Here is a 22,141-nt window from a genome sequence, read left to right as displayed (position 1 = left end):
TCCAGCGCCCGATTATTGATATTCTTGGGAGTTGAGTCCTGTGCGATTTTCCAATGCGCACCACAAGACCTATCGAAAGAAGTGCCCGGCACGTGTTTAATTCACTTTCCGATCGCCTGACAGCAACCTTCAAGAACCTGCGCGGCAAGGGCCGCCTGACTGAAGCGGATATCGACGGTACCGCACGCGAGATCCGCCGCGCCCTGCTTGACGCCGACGTTGCCGTACCGGTGGTCCGCGGCTTCGTGGCCCAGGTGAAGGAACGCGCTCTGGGTGCCGAGGTCTCCGAGTCGCTGAACCCGGGCCAGCAGGTCGTCAAGATCGTCAACGAGGAACTCGTTGGCATCCTGGGCGGGGAGACCCGCCGCCTGAACCTGGCCAAGAACCCGCCGACGGTGATCATGCTCGCCGGCCTGCAGGGTGCCGGCAAGACCACCCTGGCCGGCAAGCTGGCCAAGCACCTGAAGTCCGAGGGCCACACCCCGTTGCTGGTGGCCTGCGACCTCCAGCGCCCCAACGCCGTCAAGCAGTTGCAGATCAACGGCGAGCGTGCCGGGGTGCCGGTCTACGCACCGCACCCGGGCGTCTCCTCGGAATTCGACACCGCCACCGGCGACCCGGTAGCGGTAGCCCGCGACGGCGTGGCCGAGGCCAAGGCCAAGCTGCACGACATCGTGATTGTCGATACCGCCGGCCGCTTGGGCGTGGACACCGAGATGATGGCCCAGGCCGCGAACATCCGCGCCGCCATCAACCCGGATGAAGTCCTCTTCGTCATCGACGCGATGATCGGCCAGGACGCGGTCAACACCGCCCAGGCCTTCCACGAGGGCGTCGACTTCACCGGTGTCGTGCTCTCCAAGCTCGATGGCGATGCCCGCGGCGGCGCCGCCCTGTCGGTCGCCTCGGTCACCGGCAAGCCGGTCATGTTCGCCTCCACCGGCGAGAACCTGGACGACTTCGAGATCTTCCACCCGGACCGCATGGCTTCGCGCATCCTGGACATGGGCGATGTGATGACGCTCATCGAGCAGGCCGAGAAGAACTGGGACAAGACCGAAGCCGAGCGCATGGCGAAGAAATTCGCCGACCAGGAAGACTTCACCCTGGACGACTTCCTGGCCCAGATGGCCCAGATCAAGAAGATGGGCTCGATGAAGAAGCTGCTGGGCATGATGCCCGGCGCGCAGATCTCCCGCCAGCAGCTCGAGCAGTTCGACGAACGCCAGATCGACCGCGTTGAGGCCATCGTCCGTTCGATGACCCAGCACGAGCGCGTGGCTCCGAAGATCATCAACGGCTCGCGCCGCGCGCGTATCGCCAAGGGTTCGGGCGTTTCGGTCTCCGAGGTGAACCAGATGCTGGAGCGTTTCGCCGAAGCGCAGAAGATGATGAAGAAGATGGCTGCCGGCGGCGGCATCCCGGGCATGCCGGGGGCCGGCAAGGGCGCTGCCCGCAAGGCGAAGGCCAAGGGCAAGGGCAAGAAGCAGCAGAAGTTCGGCAACCCGGCCAAGGCCGCGCAGGCCGAGCTGGAGGCCAAGAACAAGAAGGCCGCCGCCCCGAGCGGTGCCGCCTTCGGGCAGGGCGCCAACCAGGACTTCGATCCTTCGAGCCTGAACCTGCCGGCGGGCTTCGAAAAGTACCTTGGCAACAAGTAGCAACCAGTCCTTGCAGGGCGGCGACCAGGAGCACACGCTGGTCGCCGCCCTGACTCTTTTCTTCGAAGAACCCCAGGCGCAGCAGGCCGAAGCCAAGGTCCGCGAGCTGCTGGCCGCCCGCGAAGTGATCTCGCTGGTCTCCGTGCCGGTGCCCTGGAACGGGCTGGCGTTGATCGAAGCCAGCCTGGCGGTGAACCACGAGGGGCTCTTGCTGCTTGCTGGCGCCGCGGGCGCCATCAGGCTGGGCCAGCAGGTCGAGGACTTCGCGCTGGCGCTGAAGCTGGGCACCGGTGCGCTGTACGTCGACCAGGACGACGCCGAGGTGCAAACCGGGGAGCCCATCGAGGATCCGCGGCTCGATGCCATGCCGCCGGGGCGGACCGTGGCCATCGGCGCGCTGAACGAGCCGGACATGGGGGTGTGGGCCGCCGCGAGCAAAACCAGCTGGCAGCTCTTGCCGCCGGAATCCGCCGGCGCTGCCGTCGCCGTGCACGAAGGCTTCCTGGTGGGCGGCGTGCTGGCTGCCAGCCAGCATCCGGCGATCATGCTCAGCCGCACCGGCGCGCGCTTCACCGCGAGCTTCTGGTTCGACAAGCAGCCGGCCAAGCTCGGCGGGCACCCGGCCTGGGTGCACATCTGGCCGGTCGCGGCCAGCCCCGCCTTTTGGCCGCAGGCCTCCACATCCGCCCGGCGCGAACTGGACTGGCTGATCGCCAACCAGGACAGCGTGGATGGCCAGGAGCTCGACGAGCTGGCCGGGCTTCTGGTCGGCGCCGAGAACATCGAGCGGCTCAAGCAGGCGCTGGTGGGCACCGGCAGCCTGCAGTCGGCCCAGCGGGTGCTGGAGACCTTCGGGCATCCACCGGTCCTGGCCCGCTATCTGGACGACGCCGATCTTCCCGAGGGCGCGCGGCGGATCGAACCGGTGTCAATGGCCAGGGCAGTGGGCCGTGCACTGATCACCGAATCCCGCACCTCCGGTGCCAGGCCGCGATGGTACAACACGTTGTCGTGGAAACCCGCCGCGCAGCTGGCGCTGGGGCTCATCGAGGCCCTGGTATTCTCGCTGGTGCTTGCGGCCACCCATTGGCAGCAGCCCTGGGCGCCACCCTGGGTAATCGTGCTGCTGCTGGTGCTCGGCTTTGTTGATGCCACCGGGAATACCGTCCTCGGCGCGGTCCGCTGGTTCCGCGCCCGGCGCCGGCGCTAGCGCCAGGCAACCACCCGGGCGCTGCCGGCCAGGACGGCACGGGTTACCGCCTATGATTGACTTATCGCCATATCCAAATAACCAAAGGGGTTACTTTTCGTGGATTCAACCGGGTTCAACTACCTCAACCTAGAGTTCATTTTCATGGGCGACAAGCCTGAATCTGCACAACTGGTACGCACCGCGCTGGCCGATCGCCGCCTGCTGGGTTTCATCGGCGGAGCTGTTGAGCGCGAGAACTCCACTGAAGTAGCCGCCGAGGTGGCCACGGTGAGCGAAGCCCGCGATGCGGTGCTCTACCGCATCGATGCCAAGGGCAAGCTGCGCGAAGGCTCGCGCGTGACCAAACTGGTCCACGAACTGAAGAACTCCACCGGGGCCGACTACGTACTGGTTGACGGGGACGAGATTGACGGCCCCAACCCGGATGACGAGCAGCTCGGCGAGTACGGCGGCACCAACGAGCTGCTGCACGGGCCAAAGCTCAAGGGGTCCGAGCTGGTGCTGGCAGCGGGCTTTGCCGAGAACGAGATCACGGTTTGGGAGAACGCATCCGGCCTGATGGCTATGCCCAAGGAACCGGTCTATGCCCCGAGCATCTCGCGCTCGAACCGCCCGTACCTGTGCTTGGACCGTACCGGCAATGTCATTACCGCAACCATCGAGGCCAAGGGCTCGCGCCGGACCATGTTCGGTTCGTCGGTGTCCATGGTGGTGGACCTGGAACGCGCGGCAATCCTGGAACCGGAAGCCGGCTCGCCTGCAGCGGTTCGCCTGGATGAGCTCAACAGCTTGCTCTTTGGCTGGGAAGAAGAAGAAATCCAGGTCATCGAGCAGCTGATTCCAGATCCTGCCGACCGCTCCGAAGCGCAGCAGCTGCTGTGCAGCAGCGGGGATTTGAAGGACATGAAGCGCCTGGTTTCGCTCTTCGGCTTCGACCCGCGCAGCATCGATTACCTCACCGGCCGTCCGTTGCCCGAAGACCGAAGGGTCATTGCCACCGGCGGCCCGTTCAAGACGTTGAAGTCCGCATTGGCTGAGCAGGAACGCGAGGCCAAGGGCCTGGAACGGCTGCTGTACCGGCACAACTGGAATCCGAAAGCGCTGATGGGTTCGGGTGCCGCCGTACTGGCCTCCGGCGCGGCAGCGCACCTGGTCCTGGCCAAGAGCGGCAAGTTCGCCTGGTTCCCCAAGCCGGCGCGCCAGCTGCTGATGCTGGCCTGGTACGCCGATGGCGCCTTCTATCTGGGCAAGGGCATCGTCGATGCGCTGAAGGCCAAGAACAAGCGCTAGGCGCTCACCGCAGGCAAAGGACAGCCCGGCGGGAAGCTGGATCCGCTTCCCGCCGGGCTGTCTTCTGCTTTTCGTTCCTAGCCGCGTTCCTTCAGCTCAGGGAAGTCGGTATCGCGGTATTCGCCGCTCGGGGTCGTGCCGGCCGCATGCTGCTCTTCCTCGGCCAGGCGCAGCTCCACGCGGCGGATCTTGCCTGAAATGGTTTTGGGCAGCGCGGAGAATTCGAGCCGCCGGATCCGCTTGTACGGAGCCAGGTGCTCGCGGCAGAAGCCGAGGATGTCCTTGGCGACCTCCGCGCCGGGCTCGACGTGCGATGCCAGCACCACAAAGGCCTTGGGCACCGAGAGCTTCAGCGGGTCCGGCGAAGGCACCACCGCCACCTCGGCCACCGCGGGATGCTCAAGGACCACTGACTCCAGCTCGAAGGGGCTGAGCTTGTAGTCGCTGGATTTGAAGATGTCGTCGGCACGCCCCACATAGGTCAAGACGCCCTCATCATCGCGTTCGGCGATATCTCCCGTGTGGTACACGCCGCCACGCAGCGCCTCGGCGGTTTTCTCCGGATCGGCGAAATAGCCCTTCATCAACCCGGCAGGCCGGGGATCCAGTCGCAGGCAGATTTCCCCGATTTCGGCCAGCTGCCCGGTGGTCGGATTGCGCAGCTCCACCGCATAGCCCGGCATCGGGCGGCCCATCGCGCCGACCTTCACCTCGGTACCCGGCGAATTGGCAATCTGCACGGTGGTCTCGGTCTGCCCGTAGCCATCACGGATCACCTGCCCCCACGCGGTGCGCACCTGGTCGATGACCTCGGCATTCAATGGCTCGCCGGCAGAGACCAGCTTGCGCGGGGGAGTCTGCAAGCTGCCTAAGTCCGCCTGGATCAGGTAGCGCCAGACGGTGGGCGGTGCGCAGAAGCTGGTGACCTTCTCCGTATCCATCTGGTTCATCAGCGCCAGCGGATCAAAGCGCTCGTAGTTGTAGACGAAGACCGTCGCTTCGGCGATCCACGGGCCGAAGAAATTCGACCAGGCGTGCTTGCCCCACCCGGGGGACGCCACATTCAGATGGACATCGCCTGGTTCCAGGCCGATCCAGAACATCGTTGCCAGGTGGCCGATGGTGTACGAGGTATGGGTGTGCTGGACCAGCTTCGCCAACGAGGTGGTGCCCGAGGTGAAGTAGAGCAGCATGTTCTCATCGGCCAGGGTCGGGGAGTCCAGGCGGAATTCGGCCGGAGCGTCGTGGGACTTGGCATAGTGCAAGGTCCCTTCGGCGGCCTGCCCGCGGACTTGCACGATCCGGTAGGCCCCGGGGACTGCTTCGAATTTGGCGACCTGGTCATGGCTGGTGATCACCCAGTTCGCGTTGCCGCGCTCGATGCGGTCGGCGAGGTCCGCGCTGACCAGCTGCGTGGTGGTCGGGATGATGACCGCACCGAGCTTCATGCCGGCCAGCATCACTTCCCAGAGGGCCACCTCGTTGCCCAGCATGACGATGATGGTATCGCCGCGCTGCAGGCCTTCGTCGGAAAGCCAGCGGGCCACCTGGGTGGAGCGGCGCGAAAGCTCGGCCCAGCTGTAGCGTGCCGAGCTGCCATCGGGTTCGGTGAGGATCAGTGCCGGTTCGTTGGCTCGCGCCGGGTCCTTGGCTACCTCGTCGAACCAGTCATAGGCGAAGTTGAAATCGGTGAATTCCGGCCACGTGAACTCCGCCCGAGCCCGGTCGTAGTCATCGCGTGCCGCCAGCAGCAGATCGCGTGCTGCCCGGAACTTCTCGGTATTGCCCAGGGGGGTCCTTTGCGTGATGGGCGCCTGCGCCCGACAGAATTCTTCGGTCTTCAGGATTCAATATACTTCAGTGCACAGTTCTGGCGAATTGTTGCGTCACCATGCGTGGTGCAGGTGCTGAAGTTCACGAATTTTGTCCACTAGCTTCCTGTGCGGGCATGCATAGTGACCGAATGCCCGATCCGGCTGAACCCGCTGGCGGGGACGCTGCCGGTGGCGGGCTGGCCAAGGCGTCTGCGAGCAGTGCCGGGCAGACAACTGGACTCGCAGATGCCGATGGTCTAGCGTCTGGAATATGCCAAAGGAAGAGACCCCCGCCAAGAAGCACAACCCCTTGTTGGTCTTGGGAAAAATCAGTTCCATCCTCGATTCCTTTTCACTGCGCCAGCCGGTGATGAACTTGGCCGATATCCGTGAAGCAACGGATTTGCCTGCCTCCACGGTGCAGCGGCTTGTCGCGAATTTGGTGGGACAGGGTTTCTTGGACCGCGAGGATGACGGCTTCCGCATCGGGATGAAGATGGCCTACTGGGCCGCGCCGGCGACCCGGGGGCGGGAAGTGCTGGACGTCATCAGCCCATCGTTGCGCGAACTGCGCGACTTCACCGGGGAAACAGCCTGCCTTTTCCGTGCCGAGCAGCAATTCCGCGTGTGCGTGGGCATTGCCGAAACACGCCACGCGCTGCGCAGGGAAATGCACCTGGGCGAGCTCGCCCCATTGCATGCCGGATCTGCCGGCCGCGTGCTGCTGGCCTGGAAGCCCGAGCTCATGCAGCGGTTGCAGGAATCACAGCTGCAGCCGTTGACCGATGCCACGATTACCGGCATGGCCAACCTGGAAAAAGCGGTTCAGCAGACCCGCGCCGATGGCTTCGCGATCACCACGGGGGAGCGTGAAAGCGGGGCCTCGGGACTGTCCGCACCGGTGTTCGATTCCGCGGCGGGCCTGGTGGCGGCGGTGACCATCAGCGGACCCACCCTGCGCATGCCGCGGGAGATCTGCCAGAGCTGGATCGAGCCGTTGCTGGACACTGCTGAACGGATGACCCGGCTGATCGGCGGACGCTTCCCGGGCGAAACCCACCGGCCTTCCGCCTAGCACCGCCCGCCCGGTCCGAGGGCCGCGGCGGCACCAGGCAATAGCGGCACTAGAGGCTGGTGCCGCAATCCGGGGTGGCATCAGAGGAGATCACCCAGGCAAAGGCTTCTGCCTTGGAACGCGCCCCCTGGGCCGACTTGGAACGGTTCGGCTCGCCCAGCTCCTGCAGCAAGGATTCGGAGAGCCCGACGAGCCCGGCAAAGCGCTGCGGCGTGAGCCATGGCGGCTGGGTGGCGAACAGGATGTCCTCGCTGGAAGTGTTCCCGCTGGCCCCGGGGGCGAAGGGACAGCCTCCCAAGCCGCCGAGCGCTCCATCAACCAGGGTGGCTCCTGCCGAAATGGCTGCCAGCGTATTGGCAACACCCAGCCCCCAGGTATCGTGGCCGTGGAACACGATGCGCCGTTGCGGGGTTTCGCCGCGGACCCTGGAGATGAGCGAGGCGACCTGTGCCGGAACTGCTTGGCCCAGGGTGTCGCAGATGACGATGTCGCAGGTGCCCTCTGCCCGTGGATCATTGGCGATGCCCAGCACGCGCTCGGCGGGGACCTGCCCCTCGAAAGGGCAGGTGAACGAGGTGGCCAGGCACAGCTGGATGCGCCCGCCGGCTTCCTGGGCATAGCGCACGGCTTCTGGCAGGGCGGCGAGGCTCGCCTCCGTGCTGCGCCCGATATTCGCCTGGTTGTGCGCATCGGAAACAGAGAGGCAATACTGGAAGTTCCGGATGCCCGCCTTGGCCGCCTTGGCAACATGCCCCGGGGTCGCCACCCAGATCCAGCAGCGTTCCAGCTCGTCGGGGCGCAGCCCCCGGGCAACATCGAGGGTGTTGGCCATGGGCGGCACCAGGTCGGCACGCGCCATGGAGCCGAGCTCGATTTCCTGGACTCCGAGCCGGATCAACTCGCGCACGGTCCTGATTTTCTCCGGGGTGCTCAGCAGCTTCCCGGTCAGCTGCAGCCCGTCACGCAGCGTGACGTCGCGCAACGCGGCTGCGGGGGTGAATGAGTAGCTCACGCGATATTCCTTTCGCCAGCCGAGGCTTGCGCAATTTGCGCATCGGTCATTCCCAGCAATCCGCCCAGTACCTGTTCGGTATGCTCCCCGAGGTCGGGGCCGAGGTTCCGAATGGGCAGCGAGGTCCCTCCCATGACGGGGACGATGCCGGGGAAGCCGACACCGTGCAGGGTTTCCTCGCCGGTGGAGACATCCAGATGCTGGATCATGTTCCGGGAGATGTATTGCGGCTCGTTGGCAATGTCCTTGGCGGTGTAGATCGGGCCGGCAGGAACTCCTGCCGCATCGAGGATGGCCAGGGCCGTGCTCGAATCCACGCTTGCGGCCCACTGGCCAATGGCGGCATCCAGCATTTCCCTGGCCTCCCAACGCTGGGCATTGCCCTGCAGCCGCGGATCGGCCCCGAGCTCCGGCCTGCCGATGGCTTCCATGTAGCGGCGGTAGATCCCGTCACCGTTTCCGGCCACGACAATGCTGGCCCCATCGGCGCAGACATAGGCATTGGATGGCGCAATGCCTTCCATGCGTCCACCGGTGCGGGTCCGGGTTTCGCCGTAGGCGCCGTGGTCCGGGAGCAAAGATTCCATCATGGAGAACATCGCCTCGTGCAGCGCCACATCGATCACGCGATGGTCCAACCCGAGGGAGGCCTTTTCCCCGCGCGCCATCTCCCGCTGGTAGAGCGCCATCACCGCGCCGAACGCGGCATACAGTCCGGCAATGGAATCGCCAATCGATACGCCGACACGAACCGGCGCGCGATCTGGATCGCCCACCAGATTGCGGAAGCCGCTGAAGGCTTCGGCCACGGCGGCAAAGCCCGGGCGCTCGGAGAGCGGCCCGGTCTGGCCGAAGGCCGAGATGCGGGTGATCACCAGGTCCGGATTCACGGCGCTGAGTTCCTCTGGACCCAGGCCCCACTTCTCCAAGGTGCCCGGACGGAAGTTTTCCAGCAGCACATCGCAGTGCTTGGCCAGTTCCAGCACGGCCTCCCGGCCGGCGTCGCTGCGCAGGTCCAGGACGATGGACTTCTTGTTGCGGTTGATCGTCCGGTACAGCATCGAGACGCTGCCCTTCTTGAGCCGCCAATTTCGCAGCTCGTCCCCGGTTCCCGGGCGTTCCACCTTGATGACCTCGGCGCCGAAGTCCGCCAGGAGCCGGCCTGCAGTGGGGGCGGCAATGTAGTTGCCCAATTCGAGAACGCGGACACCCTTCAATGGGGCGATGTGCTCTGACATGTTCTGCCGTTCCTTTGCTGTCGCGCTAAATGAAGATGTTGAGGATCATGACCATTCCAAGGGCCACGATGGATGCGACCGAGACGCCTACGCTGACGGTCTTCAGCGCACCGCGCACGGTCTGCCCGAACAACGACTGCAGGAGCCAGAAGGTGTTCGAGGTGACGTGGACCATGAACAGCGCTCCGGAACCTGCCGCCAACGCGATGAGCACCGGGTCGATGCCCAGGCTCGGGGCGATCGGTGCCAAGAGGCTTGCCGCAGTAATTCCGGAAAGGGTCACCGAGCCAACGGCAATGTGAAGCAGGGCCGCGATGCCCCAGACCACTACCAGTGGTGCAACTGTGCTGGCCGAGAAGAACTGGCCCATGATGTCGCCCAATCCAGCCGTGGAAACCGTGGCTGCCAAGGAGCCCCCGACACCGGTCAGCAGCAGGATCTGCCCGCTTTCCCTGAACCCGCTGGCCACGCCGCGGTCAATCGCCTTCTGGCCGATGGTGTAGCGTGCCACGGCGATCGTTCCGACCAGGCCGATGAGCAGGGCAACTACCGGATTGCCGACCAGCTGGATCCAGCTGGCCTCATAGCCGAGGATTTCGGCCAGCGCGCCGCTGGCGATGAGCAGCAAGGATGCGAGCAGCGGCAGGAAGAGCAGGAACAGGGGCGCCTCGCGGCGCTGCGCGGTCTGCACCGCGGTGGCCGCGGTGGCTGTTCCGGCGTTGCCGGAGCGTGCCGCATCCTGGCCGGTTCCTTCGCCGCGCTCCAGCTTGCGGGTACCCGGTGTCGGCTCGTCTTGCGCCAGCAGTTGCTCATCGCTCTCGGCTTTCCAGAAGCCCCGGTCGAAGAAGAAGGACATGATGGCTACGGAAATCAAGACCGTGGGCACGACGACCAGCAGGCCGAAGATCAGCATCTTGCCCAGGGGAACTTCAAGCATGCCGGCCAAGGCGACCGCGCCGACGCCAGGGACCATGAGGACGATGCCGACCTCGCCGGCGATGGCCATGGCCGTGGCAATGCGCGCGGTTCCGTGCTTGCCGATTTTCGGCGCCATGCGCCGGGCCAAGGGGGCCGCGATGACCAGCAGCACATCGAGGAAAATGGTCTGCAACGCGGTGCTGACAGCCAACGCCATGGTGTATGGCAGTCGTTTGGGGCCGAAGGTGTTCAGCAGGTGCTCGACCAGGCGGCGGATGGCCCCGGTCTCATTGAGGATGGAACCCATCAGCACGCCGAAAGCCACCAGGAGTCCGACTTCCACCATGATGTCGCCGAAACCCTGGGTGATGGTCTCGATGGTCTTGGTGACTCCCAAGCCGGTGGATAGGCCCAGGTAGAGCGAGCCAATGACCAAGGCGATGACTGGGTTGACCTTGAATCTCACGATAAGCACCACGGCGGCAAGCACGGCCACCGCGGTATTTATCAGAATCGCGATATCGGACATGTTGGATCCGTTCTAGAGGAATCGGGGAGCAGTGTGACATAAGCCACGGCATAAGAACTCATAGTATGAGTGTCAGCTCACGATGTAAACTATTGGCTTCTTAAGCGGGAAACCTCTGGAAATAAACCCGATGCGAACCCTGGCGGCTTGACGCGAGGAAGGGGAGTAGCGATGGGCTGGCGAAAGTTTCGAGGGAAGAGAAAAATCCAGGGCGCCTGCCGAAGCCATGTCCGGAACGCGCCCTGGATGCTCGAGGTCTCTACCCCTTGAGATTCGGGAAGTCGGTGTCCCTGTATTCGGTGCCCGCCGGGGCGCCGGCGCGGTGCCGGTCCTCTTCAGTCTGGCGCAGCTCCACCCGTCGGATCTTGCCCGAGATCGTCTTGGGCAGGTCCGCGAATTCCAGCCGGCGGATGCGCTTGAAGGCCGAAAGGTGCTCGCGGCAGTAGGCCAGGATCGATTCGGCCAATTCCGGTCCGGGCTCATGCCCGTCGGAAGTGACGATGTAGGCCTTGGGCACCGTGAGCCGCAGCTCATCCGGTGCTGGAACCACGGCCGCTTCGGCCACGCCCGGATGCTCAATCAGAACCGATTCGAGTTCGAAAGGGCTGATCTTGTAGTCGCTGGATTTGAAGACGTCATCGGCGCGCCCCACATAGGTCAGGACGCCGCGTTCGTCCCGCTCGGCGATATCCCCGGTGTGGTAGACCCCGTCCCGGAAGACCTCATTGGTCTTTTCCTCGTTCTCGAAATAGCCTTTCATCAGCCCCAGCGGGCGCTGGGCGGTGACCAGGCAGATCTCGCCCACATCGCCTTCTTCCCCGGTGGCCGGATCGCGCAGCACGATCTCGTAGCCGGGCATCGGGCGCCCCATGGCGCCGATGGTGATGGGCTCTGCCGGGGGATTGGCGATCTGCACCGTGGTTTCGGTCTGCCCGAACCCGTCGCGGATCACCTGCCCCCAGGCCTTGTGGACCTGGTCGATGACCTCTGCGTTCAGCGGCTCGCCGGCCGAGACCAGTTTCTGCGGCGGATGCTCCAGCGCACCGAGGTCGGCCTGGATGAGCAGGCGCCAGACGGTCGGCGGCGCGCAGAAGCTGGTGACCTGCTGGGCGTCCATCTGGTTCATCAGGGCCACTGGATCGAAGCGGTCGTAGTTGTAGATGAAGACCGTGGCTTCGGCGATCCACGGGGTGAAGAAGTTGGACCACGCGTGCTTTGCCCAGCCCGGCGAGGCGACGTTCAGGTGGACATCGCCTGGTTCGAGGCCGATCCAGAACATCGTGCTCAAGTGCCCGACCGGATACGAGGTATGCGTATGCTCGACCAGCTTGGCCTTCGAGGTGGTGCCGGAAGTGAAATAGCGCAGCAGCGTTTCATCGGCGCGGGTCGGGTGCTCCAGGGCGAAGGCCGCTTCTGCCGAGGATGACTGGGAGTAGTCGAGGATGCCAGCCGGTGGCTGCCCGCCGATCTGGATCAGCGTGTAATCGCCCGGCACCGATTCGAACTTGGGGATTTCGCCCTCGTTGGTGACGACCCATTGGATATGGCCGCGGGCAATGCGGTCGGCCAGATCGGTGGGCGTCAGCTGCGTGGTGCACGGGACCATGACCGCCCCCAGCTTGATGCCTGCCAGCATCGATTCCCAAAGCTCGACCTGGTTGCCCAGCATGATGGCGATTGAATCCCCGCGCTTGATGCCCTGGTCGCTGAGCCAGCGCGCAAGTTGGGTGGACCGGGTTGATAGTTCTGCCCAGGTCCGCTGGGTGCAGCTGCCGTCGGATTCGGCGATGACCAGTGCTGGGCGCTCGGAGCGTTGCGGATCCCGGGCGACGTGGTCGAACCAGTCGAAGCCGAAATTGAAATGGGTGAATTCCGGCCAGGTGAACTCGGCGCGAGCCTGGTGGTAATCCTCCCTTAGCTCCAGGAGTCGGTCACGGGCTGCTCTGAATTCTTCGGTAACGCTCACAACTAACCTTCCGTAGCTCTGGGTAAACCACCAAAACCCAAGGTGAGGTGGATCACCAGTCAATATACTTGGAAGTCCTAGCGAGTGGAAGATCGCCACCGATATAAAACCGGGCCACCCCATGATTGCTGTGCGAAGTCGGACTGAATCCCGGTCCCTGGTGACGCGGTGGCCAGAGCCCAGCTAGCAGTTTGTTCCCGATATCCCGTCTGCAGCCGCGGCGTGTGGCCTTGCATTATTTCTGGGGTCCGACTGCCCGGACGCAGGCTTCTTCGTTGTTGGCCTTGAGGTCTTTGGCCAGGGCTGTTAGGAGCTGTTCGTGCTGCATTTCCAGGGCAGCGGTTTAGCGATCCTCGCGGATAGAACCCGTGCCGCCGGGGCAAAGGCATAGCGCAGCGGTTGCCGAGCGGCCCGGGGCCACTGCGGAATCTGCCTGATCGGCGAGCTCGTCTGCCTGTTCCATTGTTGTCGCATCGGCGGTTTCGCTCGCGACGATAGCGGGTGAAGCGGGTAGAAACGTGCTGTTGATTGATCTGGATCCACGAGCAGTCCAGACCTATCCTCTATTAAGTGCCGACGAAGAAATGGGACTGGGTGACCCATGGTTAAAGCCAAGCGGCTTTGTCCGGGCAGCCCATTTTCCGTGAAATCTGAGTATCAACTGCGATGCCCCATGGAAACAGGGATCGGGTTGCACTTGGGGATAGAGTCTCTCGAAGACGGCTAGAAGTTGTACCATATCCAGTACTGACCAAGGAGGGGCATGGCAATCACAGCGAGTGAGGCGCGCCGCGATCTTTTCGGCTTGATCGAACGAGTCAATCTTGACCGTGCCGAAGTGGAGATCTTGTCAAAGCGCGGATCTGCAGTCCTCATGTCAAAAGATGAGTATGACTCTCTGGTGGAAACGAGCTACCTTCTGCGCTCGCCGAGGAATGCGCTCCGCCTGCTTGCTTCGCTGGAAGCGGTACGCGGTAGCCAAGTGTCCGAGCGTGGACCTATTGATCCCTGAGTGAAAGACTGCTGACCTGGACGGCTGCCGGCTGACTATTTCCACTGGCAGACCCAAGATCGCAAAACGCTCAGGCGTATCCATGCGTTGATTGAGGCTGTGCTGCGCTGTGACCCATTTGAGGGTATTGGCAAGCCTGAACTGTTGAGGCGTACCCTGGCTGGCGCGTGGTTGCGCCGCATTGATGAAGCTAATTGACTGGTCTATATTGCCGATGATCGCGCGGTGGCAATCCTGCAGGCCAGATACCGTTAGTGAACGGTTTCAAGCATTCGGTCGCCTGGCAGGCGTGCGTTATCGCGGCGCTTCGAGGGGAACGCGCGGGCGATATCCCTATTGATGGGCAGATCGCTTCCAGGGACGGCCGCAAGGGTCCGGCACGCATGGTCCGTGCAGGGCACGTTGTAATCCCAAGCTGACTCTTTGTCCTGCCGGCAGGGCGTGCTCAAGATATTCGGCAGCCGCTGGCCCGAGGCATTTGACCCCATTGCCCGGGTGAATGGCTTCGGGGATGTCGATGTTCAGCAGCTGGACTCGAGTTTCTGCGCCCGCCACCTTGGCATCCATGGTGTCGCCATCGCCATCGGCAACCCGGGTGGCCGTACCGCGATTCTCCGATCCGCCACTGCTGGTGAGTTCTATGGCACTGGCAAACAGCGACCCTGCCGCCGCAAGGAAATCCGGATGGCCTTCGTAGTTTTTGCAGCGGGGTTCTTGGTGTGCGAGCAGGGGAGGCTAATGCCATCCCCGGAACAGAATTCGCTGTGATCGGCTGAACATCCCAATTTCATTGAAGCATCAAGTAATTTGCGATAGGCTGTTAATCAATAAGGAATCGATGCACTTGGAAAAGGAGCTTGCCATGTCAGTACTCCAGCAAGACAAACTAGCGGCCAACACCCACATGAACGCAGTCCAGCTCAAGGTCGGCGACATGAAAACCATGAGCGAGTACTACCAGAAGGCCCTGGGCCTTGAAGTGCTGGCCGAATCAGCCGAAGGCACCCGCCTGGGCCGCGGAACCCAGGAACTGGTCAACCTGCAGAACGCGCCAGGACTGCAACTCCCATCGCGCAACGAAGCGGGCCTGTTCCATACCGCGCTGCTCTTCGACACCAAGGCTGATCTGGCTGCGACCGTCCTGTCGGCAGCCCAGTTCGACCAGAGCCGCTTCGTGGGCAGCTCCGATCACCTGGTATCCGAAGCGTTCTACTTCACCGACCCGGAGGGCAACGGCATCGAGCTGTACTGGGACCGCCCGCGCGAGACCTGGAGCTGGAGCGGCGGCGAGGTGGCCATGGACACCATCTACCTGGATCCGAACAAGTTCCTCAATGAGCACCTGACCGAGCAGTCCATTGCCGGACAGCGCAAGGCCGCCGCGGATGTAGGCCACGTGCACCTGCAGGTGGGCGATGTCGCAACCGCCCGCCAGTTCTACGTCAGCACCCTGGGCTTTGACGAAACCACCACCCTGGGCGAGCAGGCACTGTTCGTCTCGGCTGGCGGGTACCACCACCATATGGCCATGAACGTCTGGAACTCGCGCGGAGCCGGCCCGCGCAAGGACACGCTGGGGCTGGGTGAAGTGCTGATCAACGTCCCGACCGAAGAAGAAGTGGGCAAGCTGGCCGAGCGGCTGGCCTACGCCAAGGTGGCAAACCACCACACCGGAGCCGAACTTCGCTTCCGGGACCCTTGGAACAACGAACTGCGCGTCGCCGTAGGCTAACGCGGAGACAACGCACCGAGGCTTCATTGCCCCCGGGCGCTCGCCGAATCGGCGAGCGCCCGGGGGCACTTCCTGTCTTCACCCGGTTCCGGTGCCCAGGGCCTCCAGGTGCTCGGCAATGGTCTTGGCGGTCAAGGGCCTCGTCTGGAATGGCCGCACAGTCCCTGCCTCGGCCTGCTCGAGCACCTGCTGGGCGAAGGCGGCCGGGTTGGCCACGTCCAGGTGGGTCAGGTTCTCCGGGGCGTACTGCCACCACTGCGATGCCTGGAGGGCCTGGACGGTCGGCGCATCGAAGCGGTCGCGGATCTTCTTGGCCGGCAGGCCGCCGACCACGGTGTACGGCTCGACGTCGCTGGTGACTACGGAATTCGAGGCGATGACCGCGCCGTCGCCGATGGCGACCCCATGGCCCAGCGTGACCTTTTCGCCGATCCATACATCGTTGCCGATGGAGATCTTCCCCGGCGTGTAGCCGTACTTCGTCGTCCCCAGTTCCGCGCCGTGATCGGCCGCGTAGGTGCGCATCAGCAGCCGCTGGTTGTAGAACACCGGGCTGGTAGATGCCCACTCCAGGGGGTGCTTGGCTCCCATGACAGTCATGCCCTTGGCGATCGAGGTGAACCGTCCGACGCTGATGGCCTTGTTGAGCTTTGAATGGGTGTAGGAGAACGCGCCCATGCGCGGAAGGGCTGTTCCGCTGGTTCCCCAGAAGGTGGTGTAGGGATCCAGCGCGAGGTCTTCCTGGTAGCTGATCCACGCCTCGGGATTGCAGGTGCTTCCGGTGTTCTCGAAATCCTTCATGCCCGGAACCGTCATGAGGATCCGGTGGCTTTTGAGCAGCGGCCGCAGTTGGGACATCTGAATTCGCATGCGATCGAGTTTATGGGACCGGATTTGGAGAATTGTCAGCAAGTCCCGAACGCGCGCTGGATGCGACCTGCTGCCCGGCTACTGCTTAGGGCGGAAGGAGAGGTTCTTCTGCGTAGTGAAGTACGGCAGGATCATTGATTCGGGCAGACCCAGGCGCTTCATTTCCATGGCCCTGCCCACGCGCAGGCGCAGGTTCACGTCCACCGCTGCATCCTGTTCCTGGGTCTCGCCCAAGAGCTGCGGTTCCACATCGAAGACCGCCAGCTGCTCGTCCACGCTGCTGCTGGCCACGGCCGCAATTTCTTCCTTGCTGTCCCGATTGACGAAGACCAGCTCGAAGGTTGCCGGTTCGGGTAGGTCTTCGACGTGGGCCCGATGCTCCACCCGCACCTGCAATCCCTGGCCGTCAGGGAAGTCGACGCCCCGCAGTTTTGCTTCGAAATGCGGGACGCGGTTCTTCGCGCCGAGCTTCTTGAGCATCTTCGCTATGGACATGGTGTCCTCCCAAAGTGAGACTAGATCGCGAGCTTGGTACTCGCTGGCAAAAGTGCGGGCCTGCTGCGACATCCGGGAGGCCAGGGCGGGATCGTCCATGAGCTGCTGCACCCGGTCGGCCATGGCCTGGATATCGCCATGGCGGACCAGGAAGCCGTTATGCCCATCGGCGATGCTGTCGGCAGGGCCGAAGTTGATGTCGAAGGACACCGGGATGCATCCCTGGGCCTGGGCCTCGAGGATGACCAGCGCCTGGCCCTCGTTGGTCGAGGTGAATAATTGCGCCGTGCAGGAAGCGAAGTGGCGGGGGAGCTGGTCGGAATAGCCATGGAAGATGACCGACTCGCGCAGGCCCAGCTCGGCGGCCCGTTCGGTGAGCGCGGCGTATTCGCTGCCCTTGCCCACAATGTGCAGGGTCGGCCGCTTGCCGCGAAGGGCCAGCTCGTGGAGGACATCCAGGGCGGCGGCTACGTTCTTGTTGGGGGTCAGCGAGCCGGCCACGATCAGGCTGGTCGAGCTGCGTGCCGGTACCGGCGGTTGCACGGTGGACGGGTTCAGCGGGTTGGGAATGACGAATGCCGAGTCTGCTGCGCCGAAGCGGTCGACATAGGCCTGGCGCTGGGCGTGGGTCAGGAAGACAAAAGCATCCCAGTTGGAGCGTTCTTCGATGATGGGTTCGTGGCCCTTGGAGAGCTGGCCGCTGGCAAGGTCCTGCCCCTTGGCCACATGGATGCTGTGGAACGCGAACACCTTGGGCACATGCACCGGTTTCCAGGAAGCGAGCATGGCCGCGGTGTACTTGCTGTCGATGACCACCAAGGAGTTCGGGTGGTCGACGATCTGCGACAGCCAATGGCGGTAGAAAGCCGCCGCGCTGGGGAAGCGGGCCACCAGGGTTCCCCTGCGGTCAAAAGCCTCAACGATGCGGCGGGCCTTGCCGTCATGGAACTTCATATCGGACAAGAAGACGGTGCCATCGGCCCGGTAGTACGTGGTCTTCTTGATCCCGCCTTCGGGGCCTGCAACCCCGCCTTCGGGGCCTGCAACGCTGTGCTCGCAGAACAAGGCGGAATCCTGGCCAGGGTGGTGGACGGACTGGCGTACCGTGAAGTCCAGGCAGGCCGGTTCGGCCTTCCGCTGGGGGATGCTGGCCTGCGGCTGCAGGTCATGCTCCGCCAGGTGGAGGTAGGGATTGAGCACCCGGACCTTGGGCGAAAGCTTGCCGCGCTCCACGAGTTCCCCAACGATCTGCGGGAGCTGTTCGTTGGGGCCGAAGGTCACCACCGCGGCAGAATCGTGCCGCTGGGCGAAAGCGGCCGCGCGCTGGGTGCAGACGGTGGTCATCCCGCCGAATTCGCGCTCAAGCTTCCACGTGACCATGTAGGCGTCCAGCTGCTGTTCCCTGATATCCACGGAGAATGATCCTTAGTTTGACCACGGCAAAGTTAATTTCGCGCGAAGATATGCAGTTCCTCGCGCCAAGTTCCAGACTACGCGGTGAAGCTAGGCGGGCGCTGGGAAGGCGCCGTCGTGTCGGCCTCGATTTCCCTGATCTGCACCGCAGGGATGGCCCAGTGGCCGAAGAGGCGGCCAACGCGGATTCGAACGTATCTTCGAAAACGCCATGGCGCTCGCCGAAAGCCGTGGGAGAATCGCCGGGAAGGCCCCAGCCCTTGCTCTTCGGTGCGAAACTTCCTATGGTTCAGGTTATGGGGTACTCTCCCCACACTTGTTGGAGGCGCAGCGCGTCTCCGGTAAAGGACGGCACGTCATGTCGAGCAAATCCCCACGCAAGGGCGAAGCGAAAAAACCAGGCAAGAGCATCAAGGAAAAACGCGCTGAGAAGCGGCTGAAGCACGCGGAGGTCGCTGTCGATCCGGTGCGCAAAGCTGCCAGGTAACCACTGATTGGCACCTGCTCCCACGCACGGAGCCGGTAAATGAATCGAGTCCCTGCCTACGGCGAATGACGCCGGGCAGGGACTCGAGTATTTTAATTGCCGGTTTTCCGGGTGCCGCTTAGGGCAGCTGCGGATCGACCTCGAAGTGCTCGGCCACCTGGGTGATGACCTCATGGGCGCCCTGCAGCGACACCGAGGAGAGGAAGATCGAGTCGTCGACCTGCATGACCTCGCCTTCCAGCTTCTCCCACAACGGGTTGGAGGTGAACTTGTCTTCCTGGGCGCGCGACGCGTCGCCCTCGGCACCTTCCGGGGCCCAGGTGGACTGGAAGATCACTTCGGCGTCGGCCTTCAGGATTTCCTCCGGCGACAGCGGAACGAAGATCGACTCGGTGGTATCCGGGGCATCCTCCGGGCGCGGAATGCCCATGTCCACCATGATCTCGCCGATGAACGAATCGGTGGCGTACAGGCGCGCGGTGTCCTCGCCGGCGAAACGCACCAGCGAGTAAGTGGTCTCGGGCTTCTTCGCCAGGATTTCCTTGCCCACCGCGGAGGCGCGGGCCTCGTAGTCAGCCACGGCCGTTTCCGCCTGCTCCTTCTTGCCCAGGGCCTCGCCCAGCAGCACCACGTTTTCCTTCCAGGTTGGTCCGGTGGACTCGGAGAAGATGGTCGGGGCGATCTTGTTCAGCTGGTCGTACATGGCGCCCTGGCGCACGTCGGCGGAGATGATCACGTCCGGCTCGGTGGCCAGCAGCTTTTCCAGATCCGGTTCGGTGATGGTGCCGACGTTCACGGCTTCGTCGGTCTGCTCGGTGATGTCGCCGAGGTACTCGGGGAAGGGGTTGTTGCCCTTGCGGTATTCGGTGTAGGCCACCAGCTCGGCTCCTAGCAGCATGGCGGCATCCACGTAGGAGGGGTCCAGTGCGGCGACGCGCAGCGGGCGTTCGGCCAGCTCGGTGGTGCCGCGGAAGTGCTTGATGGCCGCCGGGAAGCTGGAATCGGCTTCCGCGGTGGCGGCGGTTTCTGCCGGCTCGGTGCTCGGGGAGGAGCTGGCGCAGGAGGACAGGGCCAGGGCGGCCGCGGCCAGGGCGGCGCTCAGGGCGAGAATGCGGGGAGTGTGCATGCGAGTGCTTTCCATGAAGGTGATTGACTAATTAGCGCATGATGTATTTTTGCTTGCCCCACTTAGGTAAGGGTAAGCTTAGCGCGCGAGAAGAACAGTAGCATGGATCCGGCCGTCCTGGTCAAGGTCCTGCGACATCACTGCTTCGCATATCCTGCACGCACCCGCCGCGCACTCCGCGGCCCGAGAAAGGCCACCCACCATCGACCGCACCACACCGCGCACCAGCTCGCTGCTGGCCCTGGCCGCCGGCGTGGGCGCCGTCATCGGGCTCAGCCTGTGGATCGGCAGCACCACCTCCAGCTTCGCCGAGCTGCGCCACGCGCTGCTGGCCCCCGACGGCCAGGTCAGCGACATCGCAATCCGCGAGATCCGCTGGCCGCGCACCGTTACCGCGCTGGCTGCCGGCGCCGCTTTGGGGATGGCTGGCACGCTGATCCAGGGCCACACCCGCAACCCGATCGCCGAACCCGGCCTGCTGGGCATCAACCAGGGGGCGGCCCTGGCCATCGTCTCGGTCGCCGCTTTCACCGGCCCGCTGCCGGCGTGGACCCAGGCGCTGCTGGCCCTGGGCGGAGCGCTGCTGGCGGCCCTGGTGGTCTTCGGCATCGGGCGCATCGACGGGCGCGGGGGATCGCCCATCACCTTGCTGCTGGTGGGCGCCGCGGTCACCGCGCTCTGCGCCGGAGTGGTCTCGGCCATCGTGCTGCTGAGCGAGGCCGCCTTGGAAACCCTGCGCTTCTGGCAGGTCGGCTCCGTGGTCCAAGGCTACGAATCCTTCTTGTCGCTGTGGCCGCTGCTGGTGGCCGGCACCGTGCTGGCGCTGGCCAATGCCCGCGGGTTGAACGCGCTGACACTGGGCGAGGATTCCGCCCGCAGCCTCGGGGTCACCGCCCTGCATGCCCGCGGGCTGGGGCTGGCGGCGATCGTGGCACTGTCCGGGCTGGCGGTCACCCTGGCCGGGCCGATCGCCTTCCTGGGCCTGCTGGTACCGCATATTTCCCGGCGCATCTTCGGCGCCGACTACCGCTGGGTGATTCCCGGCTCGGCATTGTGCGGCGCGCTGCTGCTGTGCGTGGCCGATGTGCTCGGCCGCATGCTGGCCCGCCCCGGGGAACTGCCCGTGGGCGTGGTCATCGCGCTGCTCGGTGCGCCCTTCTTCATCTACGTGGCCCGGCGCCGCAAGGCTGTCACCGTATGAGCGCCCCGGCGATCCGCACCCCCGCTTCCGCGGTGCGCGCCCGGCGCGCTGTGGCCACCGGCCTGATCCTGCTGGCCGTGGCCCTCGCGGCCTTCTGCCTGCACCTGGCCATCGGGGGCACACCGATCGCGCTGGGCGATGTGGTGGCCACGCTCTTCGGCGCGGCCCCGGATCCGCGCACCGAGCTGACGATCATCGAGTTCCGGCTGCCGCGCAGCGTGGCTGCGGTGCTGGCCGGGGCCGGCTTCGGAGTGGCCGGGGCGCTGACCCAGAACGTGGCGCGCAACCCGCTGGCCAGCCCCGACATCCTCGGGGTGACCAACGGCGCGGCCCTGGGCGCAGTGGCCGTGCTGGCCCTGAGCGTGCACGCCGGCGGGCGTTCGGAACTGCTGGTGCACTACGGGCTGCCCATTGCCGCCACCTTGGGCGGCTTGCTGGTCTCGACCCTGGTCTTCGCGCTGGTCTGGCACAGTTCCCTGGAAAGCAACCGGCTGGTGCTGGTGGGCCTGGGCTTTTCCGGGCTGTGCGCCGCACTGACCTCCTGGATGCTGACCCTGGGAGAAATCTACAACGCCCAGCAGGCGCTGACCTGGCTGGCCGGGACCATCAACGCGATCTCCTGGGCCGACCTGGCCTTCGCGCCGGTGGTCATCGTGCTGGGACTGGCCGCGGCCGCGCTGCTGCGCAACCAGCGCGAGGTGCTGGCGCTGGATTCGGATACCTCCCGCGCGCTGGGCATGAACCTGGGGCGCGACCGGGTCCTGATGCTCGGCATCGCCTCGCTGCTGGCCATCGCCGCGACCGTGATCGCCGGGCCGCTGGCCTTCGTTGCGCTGGCCAGCGGGCATGCCGCGCGGCTGGTGGCCCGCGGCACCATCCCGCCGGTGCCCCATGCCGCGCTGATCGGGGCGATCTTCGTGCTGCTGGCCGACCTGGTTGCGGCCCGGGCTTTCCCGGTGATCCTGCCCGCCGGGGTGGCCACCGCGGTGATTGGCGCCCCGTACCTGATCTTCCTGGTCATCCGCCAATCCAAGGTCCGCCAACGCGGCTAGCGGTTTATCCACAGTTGGCGATGGCTGCCAGCTCGGGCCT

18 protein-coding genes are annotated in these 22,141 nt (G+C 64.6%); 10 read left to right on the top strand and 8 right to left on the bottom strand.

Going from position 1 to position 22,141, the window contains the following annotated elements:
* Positions 1 to 92 precede the first annotated feature (92 nt).
* The 3 genes from ffh (at position 93) to M2368_RS04990 (ending at position 4,161) form a co-directional block, all read left to right on the top strand.
* Entirely contained in the window at positions 93 to 1,658 is a 1,566-nt protein-coding gene (gene ffh, locus M2368_RS05000) for a signal recognition particle protein (protein ID WP_105661194.1), read from the top strand.
* Positions 1,645 to 2,868, top strand: coding sequence for a hypothetical protein (locus M2368_RS04995; RefSeq protein WP_498724081.1), 1,224 nt, complete (start codon positions 1,645 to 1,647; stop codon positions 2,866 to 2,868). The genes ffh and M2368_RS04995 overlap by 14 nt, the downstream gene beginning before the upstream one ends.
* 99 nt (positions 2,869 to 2,967) lie before the next feature.
* The gene (locus tag M2368_RS04990; protein WP_498724080.1) at positions 2,968 to 4,161 is read left to right on the top strand and encodes a hypothetical protein; all 1,194 of its coding nucleotides are present in this window, start codon (positions 2,968 to 2,970) and stop codon (positions 4,159 to 4,161) included.
* Positions 4,162 to 4,238: 77 nt separating this feature from the next.
* Here M2368_RS04990 and M2368_RS04985 read toward each other — a convergent pair whose 3' ends face one another.
* Complete coding sequence (locus tag M2368_RS04985; protein WP_332499313.1) at positions 4,239 to 5,951, bottom strand: AMP-binding protein; 1,713 nt, start codon at positions 5,949 to 5,951, stop codon at positions 4,239 to 4,241.
* 295 nt (positions 5,952 to 6,246) lie between these two features.
* On the opposite strand from M2368_RS04985, the gene M2368_RS04980 reads away from it, so the two are divergent.
* The gene (locus M2368_RS04980; protein WP_105657715.1) at positions 6,247 to 7,050 is read left to right on the top strand and encodes an IclR family transcriptional regulator; all 804 of its coding nucleotides are present in this window, start codon (positions 6,247 to 6,249) and stop codon (positions 7,048 to 7,050) included.
* Between the two features lie 49 nt (positions 7,051 to 7,099).
* Here M2368_RS04980 and M2368_RS04975 read toward each other — a convergent pair whose 3' ends face one another.
* The 4 genes from M2368_RS04975 to M2368_RS04960 all read right to left on the bottom strand — a co-directional run bounded on the left by M2368_RS04975 (position 7,100) and on the right by M2368_RS04960 (position 12,713).
* The gene (locus tag M2368_RS04975; protein ID WP_498724079.1) at positions 7,100 to 8,062 is read right to left on the bottom strand and encodes a hydroxymethylglutaryl-CoA lyase-like TIM-barrel protein; all 963 of its coding nucleotides are present in this window, start codon (positions 8,060 to 8,062) and stop codon (positions 7,100 to 7,102) included.
* Positions 8,059 to 9,300, bottom strand: a complete 1,242-nt coding sequence (locus tag M2368_RS04970) for a CaiB/BaiF CoA transferase family protein (protein WP_133833454.1) — start codon at positions 9,298 to 9,300, stop codon at positions 8,059 to 8,061. The genes M2368_RS04975 and M2368_RS04970 overlap by 4 nt, the downstream gene beginning before the upstream one ends.
* Positions 9,301 to 9,325: 25 nt before the next feature.
* Complete coding sequence (locus tag M2368_RS04965) at positions 9,326 to 10,747, bottom strand: GntP family permease (protein ID WP_402696244.1); 1,422 nt, start codon at positions 10,745 to 10,747, stop codon at positions 9,326 to 9,328.
* A 259-nt stretch (positions 10,748 to 11,006) separates the two neighbouring features.
* Complete coding sequence (locus M2368_RS04960) at positions 11,007 to 12,713, bottom strand: AMP-binding protein (RefSeq protein WP_498724078.1); 1,707 nt, start codon at positions 12,711 to 12,713, stop codon at positions 11,007 to 11,009.
* 763 nt (positions 12,714 to 13,476) lie between these two features.
* Here M2368_RS04960 and M2368_RS04955 point away from each other — a divergent pair.
* The 3 genes from M2368_RS04955 to M2368_RS04945 all read left to right on the top strand — a co-directional run bounded on the left by M2368_RS04955 (position 13,477) and on the right by M2368_RS04945 (position 15,457).
* Positions 13,477 to 13,725, top strand: coding sequence for a type II toxin-antitoxin system Phd/YefM family antitoxin (locus M2368_RS04955; RefSeq protein ID WP_105657720.1), 249 nt, complete (start codon positions 13,477 to 13,479; stop codon positions 13,723 to 13,725).
* A gap of 87 nt (positions 13,726 to 13,812) precedes the next feature.
* A complete protein-coding gene (locus M2368_RS04950) occupies positions 13,813 to 13,923 on the top strand; it encodes a type II toxin-antitoxin system YoeB family toxin (protein WP_353615991.1) in 111 nt (36 codons plus the stop codon).
* A 664-nt stretch (positions 13,924 to 14,587) separates the two neighbouring features.
* Complete coding sequence (locus M2368_RS04945; RefSeq protein ID WP_105657722.1) at positions 14,588 to 15,457, top strand: VOC family protein; 870 nt, start codon at positions 14,588 to 14,590, stop codon at positions 15,455 to 15,457.
* A 78-nt stretch (positions 15,458 to 15,535) separates the two neighbouring features.
* On the opposite strand, the gene M2368_RS04940 is transcribed toward M2368_RS04945, so the two are convergent.
* Together M2368_RS04940 and M2368_RS04935 are read right to left on the bottom strand one after the other, a co-directional pair.
* The gene (locus M2368_RS04940) at positions 15,536 to 16,327 is read right to left on the bottom strand and encodes a CatB-related O-acetyltransferase (protein WP_448940297.1); all 792 of its coding nucleotides are present in this window, start codon (positions 16,325 to 16,327) and stop codon (positions 15,536 to 15,538) included.
* Positions 16,328 to 16,405: 78 nt separating this feature from the next.
* Entirely contained in the window at positions 16,406 to 18,235 is a 1,830-nt protein-coding gene (locus M2368_RS04935) for a glycosyltransferase (RefSeq protein ID WP_498724077.1), read from the bottom strand.
* A gap of 358 nt (positions 18,236 to 18,593) precedes the next feature.
* Here M2368_RS04935 and M2368_RS04930 point away from each other — a divergent pair, with 358 nt between their 5' ends.
* Entirely contained in the window at positions 18,594 to 18,722 is a 129-nt protein-coding gene (locus tag M2368_RS04930; protein WP_286134218.1) for a hypothetical protein, read from the top strand.
* 118 nt (positions 18,723 to 18,840) lie between these two features.
* Here the strand turns inward: M2368_RS04930 and M2368_RS04925 are convergent, their stop codons facing one another.
* On the bottom strand, positions 18,841 to 19,848 hold the full coding sequence (locus M2368_RS04925) for an ABC transporter substrate-binding protein (RefSeq protein ID WP_332727382.1): 1,008 nt from the start codon (positions 19,846 to 19,848) through the stop codon (positions 18,841 to 18,843).
* Positions 19,849 to 20,101: 253 nt separating this feature from the next.
* Between M2368_RS04925 and M2368_RS04920 the strand changes: the two genes are divergently transcribed.
* Together M2368_RS04920 and M2368_RS04915 are read left to right on the top strand one after the other, a co-directional pair.
* Entirely contained in the window at positions 20,102 to 21,049 is a 948-nt protein-coding gene (locus tag M2368_RS04920; protein ID WP_498724076.1) for a FecCD family ABC transporter permease, read from the top strand.
* Positions 21,046 to 22,101, top strand: a complete 1,056-nt coding sequence (locus M2368_RS04915; protein WP_402472936.1) for a FecCD family ABC transporter permease — start codon at positions 21,046 to 21,048, stop codon at positions 22,099 to 22,101. Before M2368_RS04920 ends, M2368_RS04915 begins: the two co-directional genes overlap by 4 nt.
* Positions 22,102 to 22,141: the final 40 nt, after the last annotated feature.

The organism is Arthrobacter sp. JUb119, from assembly GCF_024807995.1.
Classification (GTDB): domain Bacteria; phylum Actinomycetota; class Actinomycetes; order Actinomycetales; family Micrococcaceae; genus Glutamicibacter.
This window is presented reverse-complemented; position numbering and strand designations above follow the sequence as displayed.